This window comes from Empedobacter sp. UBA5528, assembly GCF_002426075.1.
GTDB lineage: Bacteria > Bacteroidota > Bacteroidia > Flavobacteriales > Weeksellaceae > Empedobacter > Empedobacter falsenii_B.
This window is the reverse complement of sequence record NZ_DINY01000005.1, coordinates 206,604-221,548: the sequence shown is the minus strand read 5'-3', so window position 1 is coordinate 221,548 and position 14,945 is coordinate 206,604. Positions and strand designations below refer to the sequence as shown.

General features: G+C 34.9%; 25 protein-coding genes and 1 riboswitch. Of the genes, 5 read left to right on the top strand and 20 right to left on the bottom strand.

Features of this window, described 5'->3' with window-relative positions; translation table 11 throughout:
- Positions 1-11: 11 nt before the first annotated feature.
- The 4 genes from rpsE to rpsH are packed head-to-tail and all read right to left on the bottom strand — an operon-like array spanning position 12 to position 1,886.
- On the bottom strand, positions 12-533 hold the full coding sequence (gene rpsE, locus B4L98_RS01805) for a 30S ribosomal protein S5 (protein ID WP_114999014.1): 522 nt from the start codon (positions 531-533) through the stop codon (positions 12-14).
- A 16-nt stretch (positions 534-549) separates the two neighbouring features.
- Entirely contained in the window at positions 550-903 is a 354-nt protein-coding gene (gene rplR, locus B4L98_RS01800; protein ID WP_286474895.1) for a 50S ribosomal protein L18, read from the bottom strand.
- A gap of 13 nt (positions 904-916) precedes the next feature.
- Positions 917-1,462, bottom strand: coding sequence for a 50S ribosomal protein L6 (gene rplF / locus B4L98_RS01795; RefSeq protein WP_291069186.1), 546 nt, complete (start codon positions 1,460-1,462; stop codon positions 917-919).
- A gap of 22 nt (positions 1,463-1,484) precedes the next feature.
- Positions 1,485-1,886, bottom strand: a complete 402-nt coding sequence (rpsH, locus tag B4L98_RS01790) for a 30S ribosomal protein S8 (RefSeq protein WP_019974187.1) — start codon at positions 1,884-1,886, stop codon at positions 1,485-1,487.
- Between the two features lie 289 nt (positions 1,887-2,175).
- Positions 2,176-2,268, top strand: a riboswitch (TPP riboswitch).
- Positions 2,269-2,350: 82 nt separating this feature from the next.
- Between rpsH and thiM the strand changes: the two genes are divergently transcribed.
- The 5 genes from thiM to B4L98_RS01765 are packed head-to-tail and all read left to right on the top strand — an operon-like array spanning position 2,351 to position 5,880.
- Entirely contained in the window at positions 2,351-3,154 is an 804-nt protein-coding gene (thiM, locus tag B4L98_RS01785; protein WP_038335529.1) for a hydroxyethylthiazole kinase, read from the top strand.
- Positions 3,144-3,803: a thiamine phosphate synthase gene (gene thiE / locus B4L98_RS01780; protein WP_038335526.1), complete on the top strand. Its 660-nt coding sequence runs from the start codon at positions 3,144-3,146 to the stop codon at positions 3,801-3,803. Before thiM ends, thiE begins: the two co-directional genes overlap by 11 nt.
- The gene (gene thiD, locus B4L98_RS01775) at positions 3,778-4,614 is read left to right on the top strand and encodes a bifunctional hydroxymethylpyrimidine kinase/phosphomethylpyrimidine kinase (protein WP_038335524.1); all 837 of its coding nucleotides are present in this window, start codon (positions 3,778-3,780) and stop codon (positions 4,612-4,614) included. The genes thiE and thiD overlap by 26 nt, the downstream gene beginning before the upstream one ends.
- Entirely contained in the window at positions 4,598-5,260 is a 663-nt protein-coding gene (tenA, locus tag B4L98_RS01770) for a thiaminase II (protein WP_038335522.1), read from the top strand. The genes thiD and tenA overlap by 17 nt, the downstream gene beginning before the upstream one ends.
- Positions 5,245-5,880: an HAD family hydrolase gene (locus tag B4L98_RS01765; RefSeq protein WP_291077387.1), complete on the top strand. Its 636-nt coding sequence runs from the start codon at positions 5,245-5,247 to the stop codon at positions 5,878-5,880. The genes tenA and B4L98_RS01765 overlap by 16 nt, the downstream gene beginning before the upstream one ends.
- A gap of 71 nt (positions 5,881-5,951) precedes the next feature.
- On the opposite strand, the gene rpsN is transcribed toward B4L98_RS01765, so the two are convergent.
- The 16 genes from rpsN to fusA form a co-directional block, all read right to left on the bottom strand.
- Entirely contained in the window at positions 5,952-6,221 is a 270-nt protein-coding gene (gene rpsN, locus B4L98_RS01760; protein WP_019974193.1) for a 30S ribosomal protein S14, read from the bottom strand.
- A 6-nt stretch (positions 6,222-6,227) separates the two neighbouring features.
- Positions 6,228-6,791 (bottom strand): 50S ribosomal protein L5, encoded by a 564-nt coding sequence (rplE, locus tag B4L98_RS01755; protein WP_038335516.1) that lies wholly within the window; start codon positions 6,789-6,791, stop codon positions 6,228-6,230.
- A 1-nt stretch (position 6,792) separates the two neighbouring features.
- The gene (gene rplX, locus B4L98_RS01750; protein WP_038335509.1) at positions 6,793-7,107 is read right to left on the bottom strand and encodes a 50S ribosomal protein L24; all 315 of its coding nucleotides are present in this window, start codon (positions 7,105-7,107) and stop codon (positions 6,793-6,795) included.
- Between the two features lie 9 nt (positions 7,108-7,116).
- Positions 7,117-7,485, bottom strand: coding sequence for a 50S ribosomal protein L14 (gene rplN / locus B4L98_RS01745; RefSeq protein WP_019974196.1), 369 nt, complete (start codon positions 7,483-7,485; stop codon positions 7,117-7,119).
- A gap of 8 nt (positions 7,486-7,493) precedes the next feature.
- On the bottom strand, positions 7,494-7,748 hold the full coding sequence (gene rpsQ, locus B4L98_RS01740; protein ID WP_019974197.1) for a 30S ribosomal protein S17: 255 nt from the start codon (positions 7,746-7,748) through the stop codon (positions 7,494-7,496).
- A 16-nt stretch (positions 7,749-7,764) separates the two neighbouring features.
- The gene (rpmC, locus tag B4L98_RS01735; protein ID WP_291077385.1) at positions 7,765-7,953 is read right to left on the bottom strand and encodes a 50S ribosomal protein L29; all 189 of its coding nucleotides are present in this window, start codon (positions 7,951-7,953) and stop codon (positions 7,765-7,767) included.
- A 22-nt stretch (positions 7,954-7,975) separates the two neighbouring features.
- A complete protein-coding gene (gene rplP, locus B4L98_RS01730; protein WP_038335490.1) occupies positions 7,976-8,395 on the bottom strand; it encodes a 50S ribosomal protein L16 in 420 nt (139 codons plus the stop codon).
- A gap of 36 nt (positions 8,396-8,431) precedes the next feature.
- Positions 8,432-9,154 carry a 30S ribosomal protein S3 gene (gene rpsC, locus B4L98_RS01725; protein WP_019974200.1) on the bottom strand — a complete coding sequence of 241 codons (723 nt, stop codon included), beginning with the start codon at positions 9,152-9,154 and terminating at the stop codon, positions 8,432-8,434.
- Positions 9,155-9,158: 4 nt separating this feature from the next.
- A complete protein-coding gene (gene rplV / locus B4L98_RS01720; RefSeq protein WP_019974201.1) occupies positions 9,159-9,575 on the bottom strand; it encodes a 50S ribosomal protein L22 in 417 nt (138 codons plus the stop codon).
- A gap of 9 nt (positions 9,576-9,584) precedes the next feature.
- The gene (gene rpsS, locus B4L98_RS01715; protein WP_019974202.1) at positions 9,585-9,863 is read right to left on the bottom strand and encodes a 30S ribosomal protein S19; all 279 of its coding nucleotides are present in this window, start codon (positions 9,861-9,863) and stop codon (positions 9,585-9,587) included.
- A 3-nt stretch (positions 9,864-9,866) separates the two neighbouring features.
- Positions 9,867-10,691: a 50S ribosomal protein L2 gene (rplB, locus tag B4L98_RS01710; protein WP_038335472.1), complete on the bottom strand. Its 825-nt coding sequence runs from the start codon at positions 10,689-10,691 to the stop codon at positions 9,867-9,869.
- A gap of 15 nt (positions 10,692-10,706) precedes the next feature.
- Positions 10,707-10,991 carry a 50S ribosomal protein L23 gene (gene rplW, locus B4L98_RS01705; protein WP_038335466.1) on the bottom strand — a complete coding sequence of 95 codons (285 nt, stop codon included), beginning with the start codon at positions 10,989-10,991 and terminating at the stop codon, positions 10,707-10,709.
- Positions 10,992-11,001: 10 nt separating this feature from the next.
- Positions 11,002-11,631 (bottom strand): 50S ribosomal protein L4, encoded by a 630-nt coding sequence (gene rplD / locus B4L98_RS01700; RefSeq protein ID WP_038335460.1) that lies wholly within the window; start codon positions 11,629-11,631, stop codon positions 11,002-11,004.
- Positions 11,622-12,251: a 50S ribosomal protein L3 gene (gene rplC, locus B4L98_RS01695; RefSeq protein WP_038335606.1), complete on the bottom strand. Its 630-nt coding sequence runs from the start codon at positions 12,249-12,251 to the stop codon at positions 11,622-11,624. The genes rplD and rplC overlap by 10 nt, the downstream gene beginning before the upstream one ends.
- Positions 12,252-12,499: 248 nt before the next feature.
- Positions 12,500-12,805 carry a 30S ribosomal protein S10 gene (gene rpsJ, locus B4L98_RS01690; RefSeq protein WP_019974208.1) on the bottom strand — a complete coding sequence of 102 codons (306 nt, stop codon included), beginning with the start codon at positions 12,803-12,805 and terminating at the stop codon, positions 12,500-12,502.
- A gap of 10 nt (positions 12,806-12,815) precedes the next feature.
- Positions 12,816-14,939, bottom strand: coding sequence for an elongation factor G (gene fusA / locus B4L98_RS01685; RefSeq protein ID WP_280051339.1), 2,124 nt, complete (start codon positions 14,937-14,939; stop codon positions 12,816-12,818).
- Positions 14,940-14,945 lie beyond the last annotated feature (6 nt).

The window sequence follows — 14,945 nt, the reverse complement described above, 5'->3', positions numbered from 1 at the left end:
TTTACTTTTTTTTAACCGTTGAATACTTTAGTTACAGAAATACCTCTTTGACGAGCAATAGTCTCTACAGAACGTAAGCTTAATAAAGCGCGGAATGTAGCTTTTACTGCGTTATGAGGGTTAGAAGAACCTTTTGATTTTGATAATACATCATGTACACCAACTGATTCTAATACCGCACGTACTGTACCACCTGCAATTACCCCTGTACCTTTAGATGCTGGACGGATGAATACTTGCGCACCACCGAAACGAGCTTCTTGTTCGTGAGGAATTGTGTTGTTAAATAATGGGATACGTACTAAGTTTTTCTTAGCGTCTTCGATAGCTTTAGCGATTGCAGAAGCTACATCTTTAGATTTCCCTAATCCGTAACCTACTACTCCGTTTCCGTCACCTACTACTACGATTGCAGAGAAACCAAATGCTCTACCTCCTTTTGTTACTTTAGTAACACGTTGTACTCCAACTAAACGATCTTTTAAATCTAAACCTGTTGGTTTTACTCTTTCTACGTTTTTAAATCCTAACATAATTTCTTTCTCTTTTTTAGAATTTTAATCCACCTTCTCTAGCTCCATCAGCTAAAGCTTTGATTCTACCATGATACACGAAACCGTTACGATCAAAAACTACAGTTTCAATTCCTTTTGCAACAGCTTTAGCAGCTAATGCTTTACCAACTGATGCAGAAACTTCAGATTTTGTACCTTCTACAGCAACACCTTTTTCACGAGATGATGCAGAAGCTAAAGTTACTCCATTGTTATCGTCAATAATTTGAGCGTAAATTTCTTTGTTAGAACGGTAAACTGATAAACGAGGTTTAGTTTCTGTTCCAAAAATATTTCGACGCACGCGTCTTTTTATTTTTTGTCTTTTTTCTACTTTAGATAATGCCATTTTTCAATGATTTTTATGCAGATTTACCTGCTTTTCTTCTAATAATTTCTCCTACGTATTTAATTCCTTTTCCTTTGTAAGGCTCTGGCTTACGGTAAGAACGAATTTTCGCTACGATCATTCCTAATAATTGATTATCATGAGATGATAATGTAATAATAGGGTTTTTACCTTTTTCTGTTAAAGTTTCAACTTTAATTTCAACAGGTAATTCAATAACGATATTGTGAGAGAAACCTAATGACAAATCTAATTTTTGTCCGTTGTTAGATGCTCTATAACCAACACCAACTAATTCTAATTGTTTTTTGAAACCTTCTGTTACACCAGTAATCATGTTATTGATTAATGAACGGTATAAACCATGTAAAGCTTTGTTATCTTTAGAATCGTTTGGACGAACTACAGTTAAAACTCCGTCTTCGATTTTTAAATCAAATCCTTCTTTTAACTCTCTTGTCATTGTAATGTTGTTACCTTTTACAGTAACTACGTTATCTTTAAATTCAACAGTTGCTGCAGCAGGGATGTTGATATGTGCGTGTCCTATTCTTGACATAATTTCTTAATTTTTTAAAAGATTAATAAACAAAACATAAAACTTCACCACCTACATTCTCTTGACGAGCTTGTTTATCTGTCATCACACCTTTAGAAGTTGAGATGATAGCAACACCTAAACCGTTTAATACACGAGGTAATTCTTTAGATCCTGCGTATTGACGTAAACCTGGAGTTGAAGCTCTTTTGATTTTACGGATAGCTGGCTCTTTAGTAACTTTGTCGTACTTTAAAGCGATTTTGATTGTTCCTTGAGGTTGATCTTGTCCTTCGAATTTGTAGTTTAAGATGTAACCTTGTTCAAATAAGATCTTAGTGATCTCTTTTTTAATTTTTGATGCTGGGATTTCAACAACTTTGTGTCCCGCCATCATTGCATTTCTAACGCGAGTTAGAAAATCTGAAATTGGATCTGTATACATAAAATAATTCTATAGTATAGAGCGCGAGGCCCTACTTTTAAAATTAAACTTTGACCAAAATGCACTATGCATTTGGGTTGCAAATATATTGCATATTTTTTAATTACAAACTATTAATCTAAATAATTTATTTTTAATCGTTTTATAACTAGGGATTAAGATAAAACATGAAACTCAATCTTTATATTTATTTATCATTTTAATCGATCTCAACAATTAATTCTTGATGTAATCTTCTATTTTTATTCTTAAAAAATAGCTGAAAGTCAAAACAATTTATATAAATTTGATTTGGCTTTAGGGGTATTCTGAAAAGAATTGAGAGAGTCCCTTTGAACCTGATACGGTTAACACCGACGTAGGGAAAAGCAATATCTATGCAATTATTTAATATTTGCAACGCTTTATTTTCAAAGAAAATCCTCTTTAGCCATTAATTGTTTCATCTAAAAAATTATCAATTAATGGAAAATCTAATTATTCAAAATTTACATGCTGTCCGGACAAAAAATCCGCTTGTTCACAACATCACCAATTTTGTGGTGATGAACAATACTGCAAATGCTCTTTTGGCAATTGGAGCATCGCCTGTTATGATACATGCACACAAAGAAGTGGAAAATATCGTCAAAATCTCAAATGCATTAGTCATCAATATCGGAACTCTTGATGATTATTGGGCAGAAAGCATGCTAATTGCAGCAAAAAAAGCAGATCAACTGAATAAACCTTGGGTATTAGACCCTGTTGGAGCTGGAATTTCAACTTTCAGAAATGAACTTATAAAAGAACTGCTTCGCTATCATCCTACTGTCATAAGAGGAAATGCTTCAGAAATTTTAACTTTAGATACCTTCGAAGCTGTTCAGGGAAAAGGAGTCGACAGTACACATCAAAGTAATCAAGCGATAAAAGCAGCACACAATTTAAACCAGAAAATTGGATCTGTTGTTTGCATTTCAGGTGCTTCAGATTTTATTGTATCCAACAATCCGATAATTGAAATTAAAAATGGTCATGAATTGATGACTAAAGTTACTGGTTTAGGTTGTTCAGCAACAGCTAGCATCGGTGCTTTTATTGGCCTTAATAAAAATCCTTTCCTCGAAACGGTTAGCGGCATGGCCATATTTAGTTTAGCAGGTGAATTGGCACAGAAAAAAAGTAATGGCCCAGGAACCTTACAAATGAATTTGTATGACACGTTATACCATATATCTGCAGAAGAAATTCAAACAAATTTGAAAATCTCAGTTTATGAAGATTAATCCAACTTTTCCTTATCCTTTGTATTTAGTTATTTCTGAAAAAGATTGTACGCATCTTCATTGGTTAGATGTTGCAGAGCAAGCAATTATAGGTGGGGTTGATATCATTCAGCTTCGGGAAAAAAATTGCACTGTCAGCGAGTATATTTCAAAAGCTACAATATTAAAAAAAATTACGGACCACTACAATATCCCTTTGATTATTAACGATTCATTAGAAGTCGCAACCGCTGTTAACCCTTGGGGAATACATGTCGGGCAGTCAGATATATTACCTTCTGAAATTCACAAAAATGCACAAGCTCTAAAAAATATTGGTTGGTCTTTAGAAATTATCAAACAGTTGAATGATGATGAAATGAAATATGTACATCATTTAGGGGTAAGTCCAATATTTTCGACTCCAACAAAAACCAATACGATTACTGAATGGGGTTTTGAAGGATTAAAATTTTTGAAAACTAAAACATCAAAACCATTGATTGCAATTGGCGGAATTAATGAAAGTAATATTGCTAAAATCATACAAGCCGGTGCAGATAGTGTTGCAATTGTTTCTGCAATTTGCGGAAGCAAAAATCCAAAAAAATCTGCCCAAATTTTAAAACAAATTATTAACGAAAATGAATACCATCCAAAAAGCATATAGTGTCTTAACAATTGCCGGATTTGACGGAAGCGGTGGCGCTGGCATACAAGCTGATACCAAAACAATTTCCGCTCATGGCTGTTATGCAACAAATGTATTGACAGCCTTGCCTGTTCAAAATACACAAGGCGTACAAAATATTTACGAAATTCCTGCACAAGCAATTCGTGAACAAATTCAATCCATATTAGAGGATATTTATCCTGATGCAATAAAAATTGGAATGGTTCATAGTGTTGAATTGGTTCATATCATTTCAGAGGAATTAAAAAATTACAATAGACCGATTGTTTATGACCCTGTCATGGTTGCGACAAGTGGACATCGGTTAATCAAAGAAGAAACACTTGAAGCTTGCATAGAAAAGCTTTTTCCTTTGGCCACGCTTATCACGCCAAATCTTGATGAAGCAAGTATTTTGGTAAATCATAAAATTGATTCTGCTGAATTGATGCTTTCTTATGGAGAAACGATTTTAAATTTAGGTTGTCAGAATCTTTTATTAAAAGGCGGACATCTTCAGCAAGAAAAAATTATCAGTTATTTATTTCAAAAAGAACAACCTGTACAAAGTTATACCTCTCAAAAAATAGAGACAAAAAATACGCATGGTTCAGGCTGCACACTATCTTCTGCAATTGCGTGTAATTTAGCTTTGGGGGTTTCACTCACACAAAGTGTACAACTAGCACAAGAATATGTTGAACAAGCAATATTAGGAAGTAAAGACCTAACAATTGGAAAAGGAAATGGACCTCTTAATCATTTATTTAATCCACAAAAATTAAAAACCTATGACATTCACAACTAAAGCTTGGGAAACCATCGCGCCTATTTACAATGATATTCTAAATATGCCTTTTATAATTGAATTGCAAAATGGGTCATTACCAATAGAGAAATTTCAGTTTTACATGTTACAAGATGCAAAATATTTGGAACATTTTGGGCGAGTATTAGCTGCCATTGGATCAAAATCTGAAGACAATCAACAAGCCATTGACTTTTTCGAATTCGGAAAAAATGCATTAATTGTTGAACGTGCTTTACACGAATCCTATTTTGAGGATTTTGGATTATCGCAAAACATCATCATCGAAACACAACCTGTTTGTCACCATTATTCACATTTCTTAAAAAGTACAGCTGCATTCGAACCTATTGAAATTGCATTAGCTGCTGTTTTGCCTTGCTTTTGGATTTATAAAGAAGTTGGTGATGAAATCATCAAAAATCAAACAAAAGAAAATAATCCATATCAAAAATGGATTGAGACCTATAGTGGAGATGAATTTGGTGAAGGTGTAAAAAAAGCGAAAAGTTATGTTGATAAGATTGCAGAAGGAGCAACTGAAAAAATAAAAGAACAAATGCTAGAAGCTTTTGTCAAAGCAAGCGAATTAGAATTTCAGTTTTGGAATGCATCTTATGAAAATATCACATGGGAAAGAAAATAAATGCCATCTTTTTTGATTTTGATGGGGTAATCGTAAATAGTCAACAATTATGGGAGCTGATGTTTGATGAAGTCGTTAAAATATATCAGTTGGATACGATATGTCTGGTAGAAAATGACGGAATGAATTTCACAACAAATGAAGCAATCCAATTGATGTTAGAAAATCAGCAACGCTTTACAAATCATTTGTACGAGGAAATAATCGATTGGACAGAAAAATTTTATGTCGAAAACTTTCATCAGTTTGTACAATTAAATGACCACGTTGCTGAGATGTTGGAACATTTAAAAGCCAATCAAATTCAAATTGTTCTTGTTTCCAATTCCTCTAGAAGACAAATTAAGTATGCTTTTCAACAATTAAAACTTCATTCCTATTTTGATCACACTGTTTCAGCAGATGATGTTTCAAAAGGCAAACCAAATGCAGAACCTTATTTAAAAGCTTTATCATTATCCGAAAAGCAAAAGGAAGAAGTTTTAGTTATCGAAGATTCACTCACCGGAATTAATTCAGCAAAACATGCTGGTTTAAATTATAAAATTTACAACAATTCAGATTTTTGTCTTCAGCCAAATTACATAGCTGATTTTAGGGAATTGATCAAAGAAATATAAACCTTACAAAAACAAAAAAATCCTTACTCAATAAAGAGTAAGGATTTAATATTTCTAAAGCTATTGGTAAATTACCAAGACGCTTTTTTAACACCTGGGATTAACCCTTCGTTCGCCATTTCGCGGAAAGTTACACGAGAGATCCCGAAAGTTCTCATGTATCCTCTTGGACGACCTGTTAATTTACAACGGTTGTGTAAACGTACAGGAGAAGCGTTTTTAGGTAATTTTTGTAATGCTTCGTAGTCACCAGCTTCTAATAAAGCTTGACGTTTCGCAGCATATTTAGCAACTAATGCTTCTCTTTTGCGCTCACGCGCTTTCATTGATTCTTTAGCCATGACTTCTTATTTTTCTTTAGTAAATGGTAATCCGAATTTAGATAATAAAGCTTTAGCTTCTTTATCTGTGTTCGCTGAAGTTACAAAGGTAATATCTAAACCTTGAATTTTCTTGATTTTATCAATATTAATTTCTGGGAAGATAATTTGTTCTTTGATACCTAAGTTATAGTTACCTCTACCGTCGAAACCTGTAGAAGAAATACCGCTAAAATCACGTACACGTGGTAAAGCTGCAGATACTAAACGGTCTAAGAATTCATACATTTTCTCACCACGTAAAGTTACTTTAGCCCCAATTGGCATTCCTTTACGTAATTTGAAAGCTGCTTCATCTTTCTTAGAAATTGTTCCTACTGCTTTTTGACCAGTGATTAATTCTAACTCTTCGATAGCGTAATCAACGATTTTTTTGTCAGCTGTAGCAGCACCTAAACCTTGAGATAAAACAATTTTCTCTAATTTAGGAACTTGCATAATAGATTTGTATCCGAACTCTTCTTTAAGAGCAGCTACAATCTCTTCTTTATATTTAACCTGCGGACGAGGTGTGTATGTTGTTGTACTCATCTTAGATAGCTTTTCCTGATTTTTTAGCAATTCTTACTTTTTTCCCTCCTTCTTCTTTGATCGCTACTTTCGTTGCTTTCCCAGTTTCTGGATCTACTAAAGCCAATTTACATAAATAGATTTGAGCTTCTTTTTCAACAACTCCACCTTGTGGATTTTGTGCGCTTGGCTTTACACGTTTTTTTGCAATATTAACCCCTTCAACGATAGCTTTAGCTTTGTCAGGGAATACGCGTAACACAGTACCAGTTTGACCTTTGTTAGATCCTGATAATACGACTACTTTGTCTCCTTTTTTAATTTTTAACTTTGCCATGTTGTTCTATTATAATACCTCTGGGGCTAATGATACAATTTTCATATATTCTTTATCACGTAACTCACGAGCAACTGGACCGAATACACGAGTACCACGCATTTCTCCTTGAGTGTTCAATAATACACATGCATTATCGTCGAAACGGATATATGAACCGTCTTTTCTACGAACTTCTTTTTTAGTTCTAACTACAACAGCTTTTGATACAGCACCTTTTTTAACGTTTCCTGAAGGTGTAGCTTCTTTGATCGCAACTACGATTTTGTCACCTACTGATGCGTATCTTCTTTTAGTACCACCTAAAACGCGGATTACTAATGCTTCACGAGCTCCTGTGTTATCTGCAACTTTTAATCTAGATTCTTGTTGTAACATAACTTATCTTATTTAGCTCTTTCAATGATTTCTACTAATCTCCATCTTTTGTTTTTAGACAAAGGACGAGTCTCCATGATACGCACTGTGTCACCTTCGTTACACTCGTTATTTTCGTCGTGCGCTGTATATTTCTTCGTTTTTAAAACGAATTTCCCATAGAATGGGTGCTTTTGCTTCTTAGTTTCAGCTACAACAATGGTTTTTTCCATTTTGTTTGATGTAACTAAACCTACTCTTTCTTTTCTTAATTTTCTTTCCATCAGTTACAGATTACTGTTATGATTTTTTTTCGTTTAACACGGTATTCAAACGAGCAATTGTTCTGCGTAAGTCTCTAATACCGATTGGATTTGCTACAGGAGAAACAGCGTTTGTCAATTTTAATTGATCGTAGTTCGCTTGTTCTTCAGCTATTTTAGCTTGTAACTCCTCAACACTTAGATTTCTAATATCTGCTGCTTTCATTTTTTCTTAATTTTTGAAATTATTAATTTTGGAAATCACGTGCAACGATAAACTTAGTCTTAACAGGTAACTTCTGAGCTGCTAAACGCAATGCTTCAGTTGCAACCTCTACTGGCACACCTCCTACTTCGAATAAGATACGACCTGGTTGTACAGGAGCTACCCAATATTCTGGTGCACCTTTACCTTTACCCATACGTACCTCTGCTGGTTTCTTAGTAATTGGTTTATCTGGAAATATTTTAATCCATAATTGACCCTCTCTCTTCATGAAACGAGTTGCAGCAATACGAGCTGCCTCGATTTGACGTGCTGTAATAAACGCTTCGTCTAAAGATTTGATCCCGAAAGTCCCGTAAGCTAATTGAGTTCCTCTGTGAGAAACACCTTTCATCTTACCTTTTTGGGTTTTTCTAAACTTTACTCTTCTCGGTGATAACATATCTACTTAATTCTTTATGTTAGTTGTTAAACTAAATTATCGCTTTCTATTATTAGATCTTTCACCTCCCTTTCTGTTGTTGTCAGATTTTTTTTGTTTTTTCTGTAATCCAACTAAAGGAGATAATTCTCTCTTACCATATACCTCACCTTTCATGATCCATACTTTGATCCCTAAACGACCATAAGTTGTATGAGCTTCTGAAATGTGGTAATCAATGTCTGCACGGAATGTAGACAAAGGAATACGTCCATCTTTATAAGTTTCAGAACGTGCCATCTCTGCACCGTTTAAACGACCAGAGATTTGAACTTTGATTCCTTCTGCGTTCATTCTCATTGCTGATTGAATTGCCATTTTAATAGCACGACGGTAAGAAATACGATTCTCAATTTGACGAGCGATACTATCCCCTACTAAGATTGCATCTAATTCTGGTCTCTTAATTTCGAAGATGTTAATTTGAACCTCTTTACCAGTGATTTTCTTTAACTCTTCTTTTAATTTGTCAACTTCTTGTCCACCTTTACCAATAATGATACCTGGACGAGCAGTAGTTACAGTTACTGTAACTAATTTTAAAGTACGATCGATGTAAATACGAGAAACTCCGGCTTTAGACAAACGTGCTCTTAAATAAGTACGAATTTTTGCATCTTCTGCAATTTTATCACCGTAATCATTTCCACCGTACCAGTTAGAATCCCATCCTCTGATGATTCCTAAACGATTTCCGATTGGATTAGTTTTTTGTCCCATATTCTTAATCTTGTACTTTTTGTTTATCTTCTTTAGTTCCTAAAACCAAAGTTACATGGTTTGAACGTTTTCTGATTCTATGTGCTCTACCTTGAGGTGCAGTACGAATTCTTTTTAATTGACGTGCACTATCAACAGAGATTTCTTTAACATATAATCCAGCTTCTTCAACATCAGCTCCTTCATTTTTGATTTGCCAGTTAGCGATAGCGCTTAATAACAATTTCTCTAAACGGATTGAAGCGTGGTTTTTAGTATATTTTAAAATACCTAAAGCTTTTTGAATTTCAACTCCACGGATAATATCTACTACTAATCTCATCTTACGAGGAGAAGTAGGAACATTATTTAATTTCGCAAAAGCTACCTGCTTGTTAGCTTCTTTGATTCTTTCGTTACTTAATCTTTTTCTAGATCCCATGGCCCTTTACTATTTTTTTCCTTTGTTTTTAGCTCCGGCATGACCTCTAAAAGTACGTGTAGGAGCGAACTCACCTAATTTATGACCTACCATATTCTCAGTAACATAAACAGGAATAAATTGCTTTCCGTTGTGTACTGCGATTGTTTGACCAACAAAATCAGGAGAAATCATTGATGCTCTTGACCATGTTTTGATCACGTTTTTGCTACCGCTTTCTACGTTAGCAAGAACTTTCTTTTCTAATTTATAGTGGATGAATGGTCCTTTTTTTAATGAACGTGCCATAAATTATTTTTTTCTTCTTTCAACAATATATTTGTTAGACGCTTTCTTCTTGTCACGAGTTTTGTAACCTTTCGCTGGAATACCGTTACGAGAACGAGGGATACCTCCTGTCGCACGACCTTCACCACCACCCATTGGGTGATCTACAGGGTTCATAACCATTGGACGAGTTCTTGGACGACGACCTTGCCATCTAGAACGACCAGCTTTACCAGAAACTTCTAACTGATGGTCTGTGTTAGAAACAACACCTACTGTTGCTTTACACTCCACTAAAATCATTCTTGATTCACCACTTGGTAACTTAACGATAGCATATTTACCATCACGCGCAACTAATTGAGCATAAGTACCTGCACTTCTTGCCATAACTGCTCCTTGCCCTGGACGTAATTCAATACAAGAGATTACTGTACCTAATGGCATATTTTTAAGCTTCATAGCATTACCTACTTCTGGTTCTACGTTTTCACCTGAAACAATTACTTGTCCAGCTTTCAAACCATTTTGAGCAATAATGTAACGTTTTTCACCATCTTCGTAAGATAATAAAGCGATGAATGCAGTTCTGTTTGGATCGTATTGTACAGATTCTACAGTTGCAGCACCTTCTTTATCACGTTTGAAGTCGATGATACGATATTTTTGTTTGTGTCCACCACCGATATAACGCATTGTCATTTTACCAGTGTTGTTACGTCCACCCGATTTAGATTTTCCTTCAACTAATGTCTTTTCTGGCTTAGCATTTTTATCTACTGCCGCAAATTCATTAACCACTCTAAAACGTTGTCCCGGGGTGATAGGTTTTAATTTTCTTACTGACATTTTTTAATTCTTAAATTATCCGAACAACTCTATTTCTTGACCTTCAGCTAAGCTAACGATCGCTTTTTTCAACTTATTTGTTTTTCCAGTTTGAAAACCTGTTTTTGTGTAACGAGTTTTTACTTTTGGAGCAGATACTAAAGTACTAACAGAAACTACAGATACACCGTAAGTTTTTTCTACAGCTTCTTTAATTTGAATTTTGTTAGCTTTTGTGTCTACATAAAACGAATATTGCCCTAACAACTCACTGTTATTAGTTGCTTTTTCTGAAATTACTGGTTTAATTATGATTCCCATTTTCTTCGTCTTATTTTGTTAAATTTTCTTGAACTGTTGCTAAAGAACCTTCTAAAAATACGATTTGAGAAGCATTGATTAAATCAAATACATTTAATTCCTCAGTTGTAACAACTTTAACTTTTTGTAAGTTACGAGAAGATAAATATACATTGCTATTAGATTCACCTAATACGAATAATGATTTTGTGTTCTCTAATCCTAAATCAGTTAAAACAGTTTTGAACTCTTTAGTTCTTGGAGCTTCGAAAGAAAAGTTTTCAACAACTTTGATTTCATTCTCAGCTAACTTTTGTGATAAAACTGATTTTTTAGCTAATCTCTTTTGTGCTTTGTTTAATTTGAAAGAGTAGTTTCTTGGACGTGGTCCGAAAACTCTACCTCCTCCTCTAAACACTGGAGATTTGATAGAACCAGCACGAGCTGTACCTGTTCCTTTTTGCTTTTTGATTTTACGAGTTGATCCCGCAATCTCAGCTCTTTCTTTTGCTTTGTGCGTTCCTTGGCGTTGAGCTGCTAAATATTGTTTAACTTCTAAGTACACTGTGTGTGTAGAAGGCTCAATTCCGAAAACTGCCTCGTCTAAAGATACTGTTCTTCCAGTTTCTTGACCTTTGATGTTTAATACTACTACTTCCATCTTCTAACGATTACGTATGAATTTTTAGGACCTGGGATAGCACCTTTAACAATTAAAAGATTTTTCTCAGTATCCACTTTAAGTACTTTTAAGTTCTGAACAGTAACTTGTTTACCACCCATTCTTCCAGCCATACGCATTCCTTTGAATACACGAGATGGATCTGAACCAGCACCGATAGAACCTGGAGCTCTTAAACGGTTATGTTGACCGTGTGTAGCTTGACCTACCCCACCGAAACCATGACGTTTAACAACACCTTGGAAACCTTTTCCTTTTGAAGTACCTGTAATACTTACAAATTCTCCTTCGTTGAATAATTCAACGTTAACTTCTCCTCCTAGAGTTAAAGAGTTCACGAATTCTTCACCGTAAAACTCAACTAACTTTCTCTTTGGAGTAGTTCCTGCTTTTTTAAAGTGACCTTTTAAAGCATTAGTCGTGTTTTTTTCTTTTGCGTCATCGAAACCAAGTTGAGCAGCAACGTACCCATCTTTCTCTACGGTTCTGACTTGAGTAACCACACATGGCCCAGCCTCTACGATTGTCACAGGAATATTTTTCCCGTTCTCATCAAATAAGCTAGTCATCGCGATTTTTTTACCAATGATACCTGACATTTGATTAAAATATGTTAATAATTTGTTTAATATTTCAGAGAATGTGGACTTTCGACCACTAGAGATCTTCTCTAAAATTAGCATGCAAATGTATGAATTAATTTGTAAACAACAAACTTTCAATTGATTATTTTTCAAAAGTTTACAAACAGCGAAAAATGTCAATCAAAGCATTCTTAATAGCAACTCATAAAAAAACCCTGAGATGTGCACGTCTCAGGGTTTATATTTATTTAAAATACAGCTAACTATACTTTAATTTCTACTTCAACACCACTAGGTAATTCTAACTTCATTAAAGCATCAACTGTTTTAGATGAAGAAGAATAAATGTCTAATAATCTTTTGTGAGCTGATAATTGAAATTGCTCGCGAGATTTTTTGTTAACGTGTGGAGATCTTAAAACTGTAAAGATTCTTTTGTGAGTTGGTAATGGAATTGGTCCATTAACAACAGCTCCTGTAGCTTTTACAGTTTTTACGATTTTTTCAGCTGATTTATCAACTAAAGAATAATCGTAAGATTTTAATTTTATTCTAATTTTTTGACTCATTTTTCTTGAATTAAGCGTTACCTTTTGCTTTAGCGATTACAGCTTCAGACACGTTTGTTGGTGCTGGAGCGTAGTGATCGAATTCCATTGTAGATGTAGCACGACCAGAAGATAATGTACGTAATGAAGTTACATATCCGAACATTTCTGCTAATGGAACCATAGCTTTAATAACTTTAGCGTTATTTCTATCATCCATTCCTGATACTTGACCACGACGACGGTTTAAGTCACCTACAATATCACCCATGTTTTCTTCTGGAGTTAAAACCTCTAACTTCATGATAGGCTCTAAGATTTGAGCACCAGCAGCTTTTGCAGCAGCTTTGTAACCCATTTGAGCAGCTAACTCGAAAGATAATTGGTCAGAATCCACAGGGTGGAAAGATCCATCTTTTAAAGTAACTTTTAACGAATCCATTTCGAATCCTGCTAAAGGTCCATTCTTCATTGCAGCTTTGAAACCTTTCTCAATAGAAGGGATAAATTCTTTAGGAACGTTTCCACCTTTAATTTCTGAAACGAATTCTAAACCTACTTTTCCTTCATCTGCTGGTCCCATTTCGAAAACGATATCAGCAAATTTACCACGTCCACCAGATTGTTTTTTGTAAACTTCACGGTGTTCAGCTGGTCTTGAGAATGACTCTTTGTACTCTACTTGAGGCTCTCCTTGGTTAACTTCTACTTTGAATTCACGCTTTAAACGATCAACAATGATATCTAAGTGTAACTCACCCATTCCAGAAATAACTGTTTGCCCTGAAGCTTCATCAGTTCTAACTGTAAATGTTGGATCTTCTTCAGCTAATTTAGCTAAAGCCATACCCATTTTATCAACATCAGCTTTAGTTTTAGGCTCAACCGCGATACCAATTACTGGATCTGGGAAATCCATAGATTCTAAAACGATAGGTGCTTTTTCATCACATAAAGTATCTCCTGTTTTGATATCTTTGAAACCTACAGCAGCTCCAATATCTCCAGCTTCGATAAATTCGATTGGCTCTTGTTTTGCAGCATGCATTTGGAAGATACGAGAGATACGTTCTTTATTACCAGAACGAGTATTTAATACGTAAGATCCAGCATCTAAATGACCAGAATAAGCACGGAAGAATGCTAAACGACCCACATAAGGATCAGTAGCAATTTTAAACGCTAATGCAGAAAATGGCTCATCTGCAGAAGGTTTTCTTGTTATAGGCTCTTCTGTTTTTGGATCTGTACCGTGAATAGCATCTTTATCTGTTGGAGCAGGTAAATAACGACAAACAGCATCTAGCATGAACTGAACTCCTTTATTTTTGAAAGAAGATCCACAAGTCATTGGGATAATAGACATGTCTAATGTTGCTGCACGTAAAGCTGCATGAATTTCGTCTTCTGTAATAGAGTTTTCATCTTCCATGAATTTCTCTAATAAGTTTTCGTCATAAGCAGCGATTTCCTCGATTAATTGAGCTCTGTATTGTTTAACTTCGTCAACTAAATCTGCAGGAATTTCTACAACATCAAAAGTAGAACCATTGTTTTCATCATGCCATACAATCGCACGGTTTTTGATTAAATCAACGATACCTTTGAAATCAGCTTCTTCACCGATAGGTAATACAATAGGAACAGCATTAGATCCTAACATCTCTCTTACCTGACGACATACATTTAAGAAATTAGATCCTTGACGGTCCATTTTGTTAACAAATCCCATACGTGGAACTTTGTAGTTGTCAGCTAAACGCCAGTTAGTTTCTGATTGAGGCTCAACACCATCAACTGCTGAAAATAAGAATACTAATCCATCTAATACACGTAATGAACGGTTTACCTCTACAGTAAAGTCAACGTGACCAGGAGTATCAATAATATTGAAGTGGTATCCTTTTGCATCTGCTAATGGCTTACCTTGTTCTGTTGGGAAAGTCCAAGTACAAGTTGTAGCCGCAGAAGTAATGGTAATACCACGTTCAGCCTCTTGCTCCATCCAGTCCATTGTAGAAGCACCATCGTGAACTTCTCCAATTTTGTGAGACTTTCCTGTATAGAATAAGATACGCTCTGTCGTTGTAGTTTTTCCTGCATCGATGTGAGCAGCAATACCAATGTTTCTTGTGTATTTTAAATCTCTTGCCATCTTGTA

Excerpts from the sequence above, each read along its gene's own strand:
- rpsE (WP_114999014.1), bottom strand. The coding sequence starts at position 533 with ATGTTAGGATTTAAAAACGTAGAAAGAGTAAAACCAACAGGTTTAGAT.
- rplR (WP_286474895.1), bottom strand. The coding sequence starts at position 903 with ATGGCATTATCTAAAGTAGAAAAAAGACAAAAAATAAAAAGACGCGTG.
- rplF (WP_291069186.1), bottom strand. The coding sequence starts at position 1,462 with ATGTCAAGAATAGGACACGCACATATCAACATCCCTGCTGCAGCAACT.
- rpsH (WP_019974187.1), bottom strand. The coding sequence starts at position 1,886 with ATGTATACAGATCCAATTTCAGATTTTCTAACTCGCGTTAGAAATGCA.
- thiM (WP_038335529.1), top strand. The coding sequence starts at position 2,351 with ATGGAAAATCTAATTATTCAAAATTTACATGCTGTCCGGACAAAAAAT.
- thiE (WP_038335526.1), top strand. The coding sequence starts at position 3,144 with ATGAAGATTAATCCAACTTTTCCTTATCCTTTGTATTTAGTTATTTCT.
- thiD (WP_038335524.1), top strand. The coding sequence starts at position 3,778 with ATGAATACCATCCAAAAAGCATATAGTGTCTTAACAATTGCCGGATTT.
- tenA (WP_038335522.1), top strand. The coding sequence starts at position 4,598 with ATGACATTCACAACTAAAGCTTGGGAAACCATCGCGCCTATTTACAAT.
- B4L98_RS01765 (WP_291077387.1), top strand. The coding sequence starts at position 5,245 with ATGGGAAAGAAAATAAATGCCATCTTTTTTGATTTTGATGGGGTAATC.
- rpsN (WP_019974193.1), bottom strand. The coding sequence starts at position 6,221 with ATGGCTAAAGAATCAATGAAAGCGCGTGAGCGCAAAAGAGAAGCATTA.
- rplE (WP_038335516.1), bottom strand. The coding sequence starts at position 6,791 with ATGAGTACAACAACATACACACCTCGTCCGCAGGTTAAATATAAAGAA.
- rplX (WP_038335509.1), bottom strand. The coding sequence starts at position 7,107 with ATGGCAAAGTTAAAAATTAAAAAAGGAGACAAAGTAGTCGTATTATCA.
- rplN (WP_019974196.1), bottom strand. The coding sequence starts at position 7,485 with ATGTTACAACAAGAATCTAGATTAAAAGTTGCAGATAACACAGGAGCT.
- rpsQ (WP_019974197.1), bottom strand. The coding sequence starts at position 7,748 with ATGGAAAGAAAATTAAGAAAAGAAAGAGTAGGTTTAGTTACATCAAAC.
- rpmC (WP_291077385.1), bottom strand. The coding sequence starts at position 7,953 with ATGAAAGCAGCAGATATTAGAAATCTAAGTGTTGAGGAGTTACAAGCT.
- rplP (WP_038335490.1), bottom strand. The coding sequence starts at position 8,395 with ATGTTATCACCGAGAAGAGTAAAGTTTAGAAAAACCCAAAAAGGTAAG.
- rpsC (WP_019974200.1), bottom strand. The coding sequence starts at position 9,154 with ATGGGACAAAAAACTAATCCAATCGGAAATCGTTTAGGAATCATCAGA.
- rplV (WP_019974201.1), bottom strand. The coding sequence starts at position 9,575 with ATGGGATCTAGAAAAAGATTAAGTAACGAAAGAATCAAAGAAGCTAAC.
- rpsS (WP_019974202.1), bottom strand. The coding sequence starts at position 9,863 with ATGGCACGTTCATTAAAAAAAGGACCATTCATCCACTATAAATTAGAA.
- rplB (WP_038335472.1), bottom strand. The coding sequence starts at position 10,691 with ATGTCAGTAAGAAAATTAAAACCTATCACCCCGGGACAACGTTTTAGA.
- rplW (WP_038335466.1), bottom strand. The coding sequence starts at position 10,991 with ATGGGAATCATAATTAAACCAGTAATTTCAGAAAAAGCAACTAATAAC.
- rplD (WP_038335460.1), bottom strand. The coding sequence starts at position 11,631 with ATGGAAGTAGTAGTATTAAACATCAAAGGTCAAGAAACTGGAAGAACA.
- rplC (WP_038335606.1), bottom strand. The coding sequence starts at position 12,251 with ATGTCAGGTATCATTGGTAAAAAAATCGCGATGACTAGCTTATTTGAT.
- rpsJ (WP_019974208.1), bottom strand. The coding sequence starts at position 12,805 with ATGAGTCAAAAAATTAGAATAAAATTAAAATCTTACGATTATTCTTTA.
- fusA (WP_280051339.1), bottom strand. The coding sequence starts at position 14,939 with ATGGCAAGAGATTTAAAATACACAAGAAACATTGGTATTGCTGCTCAC.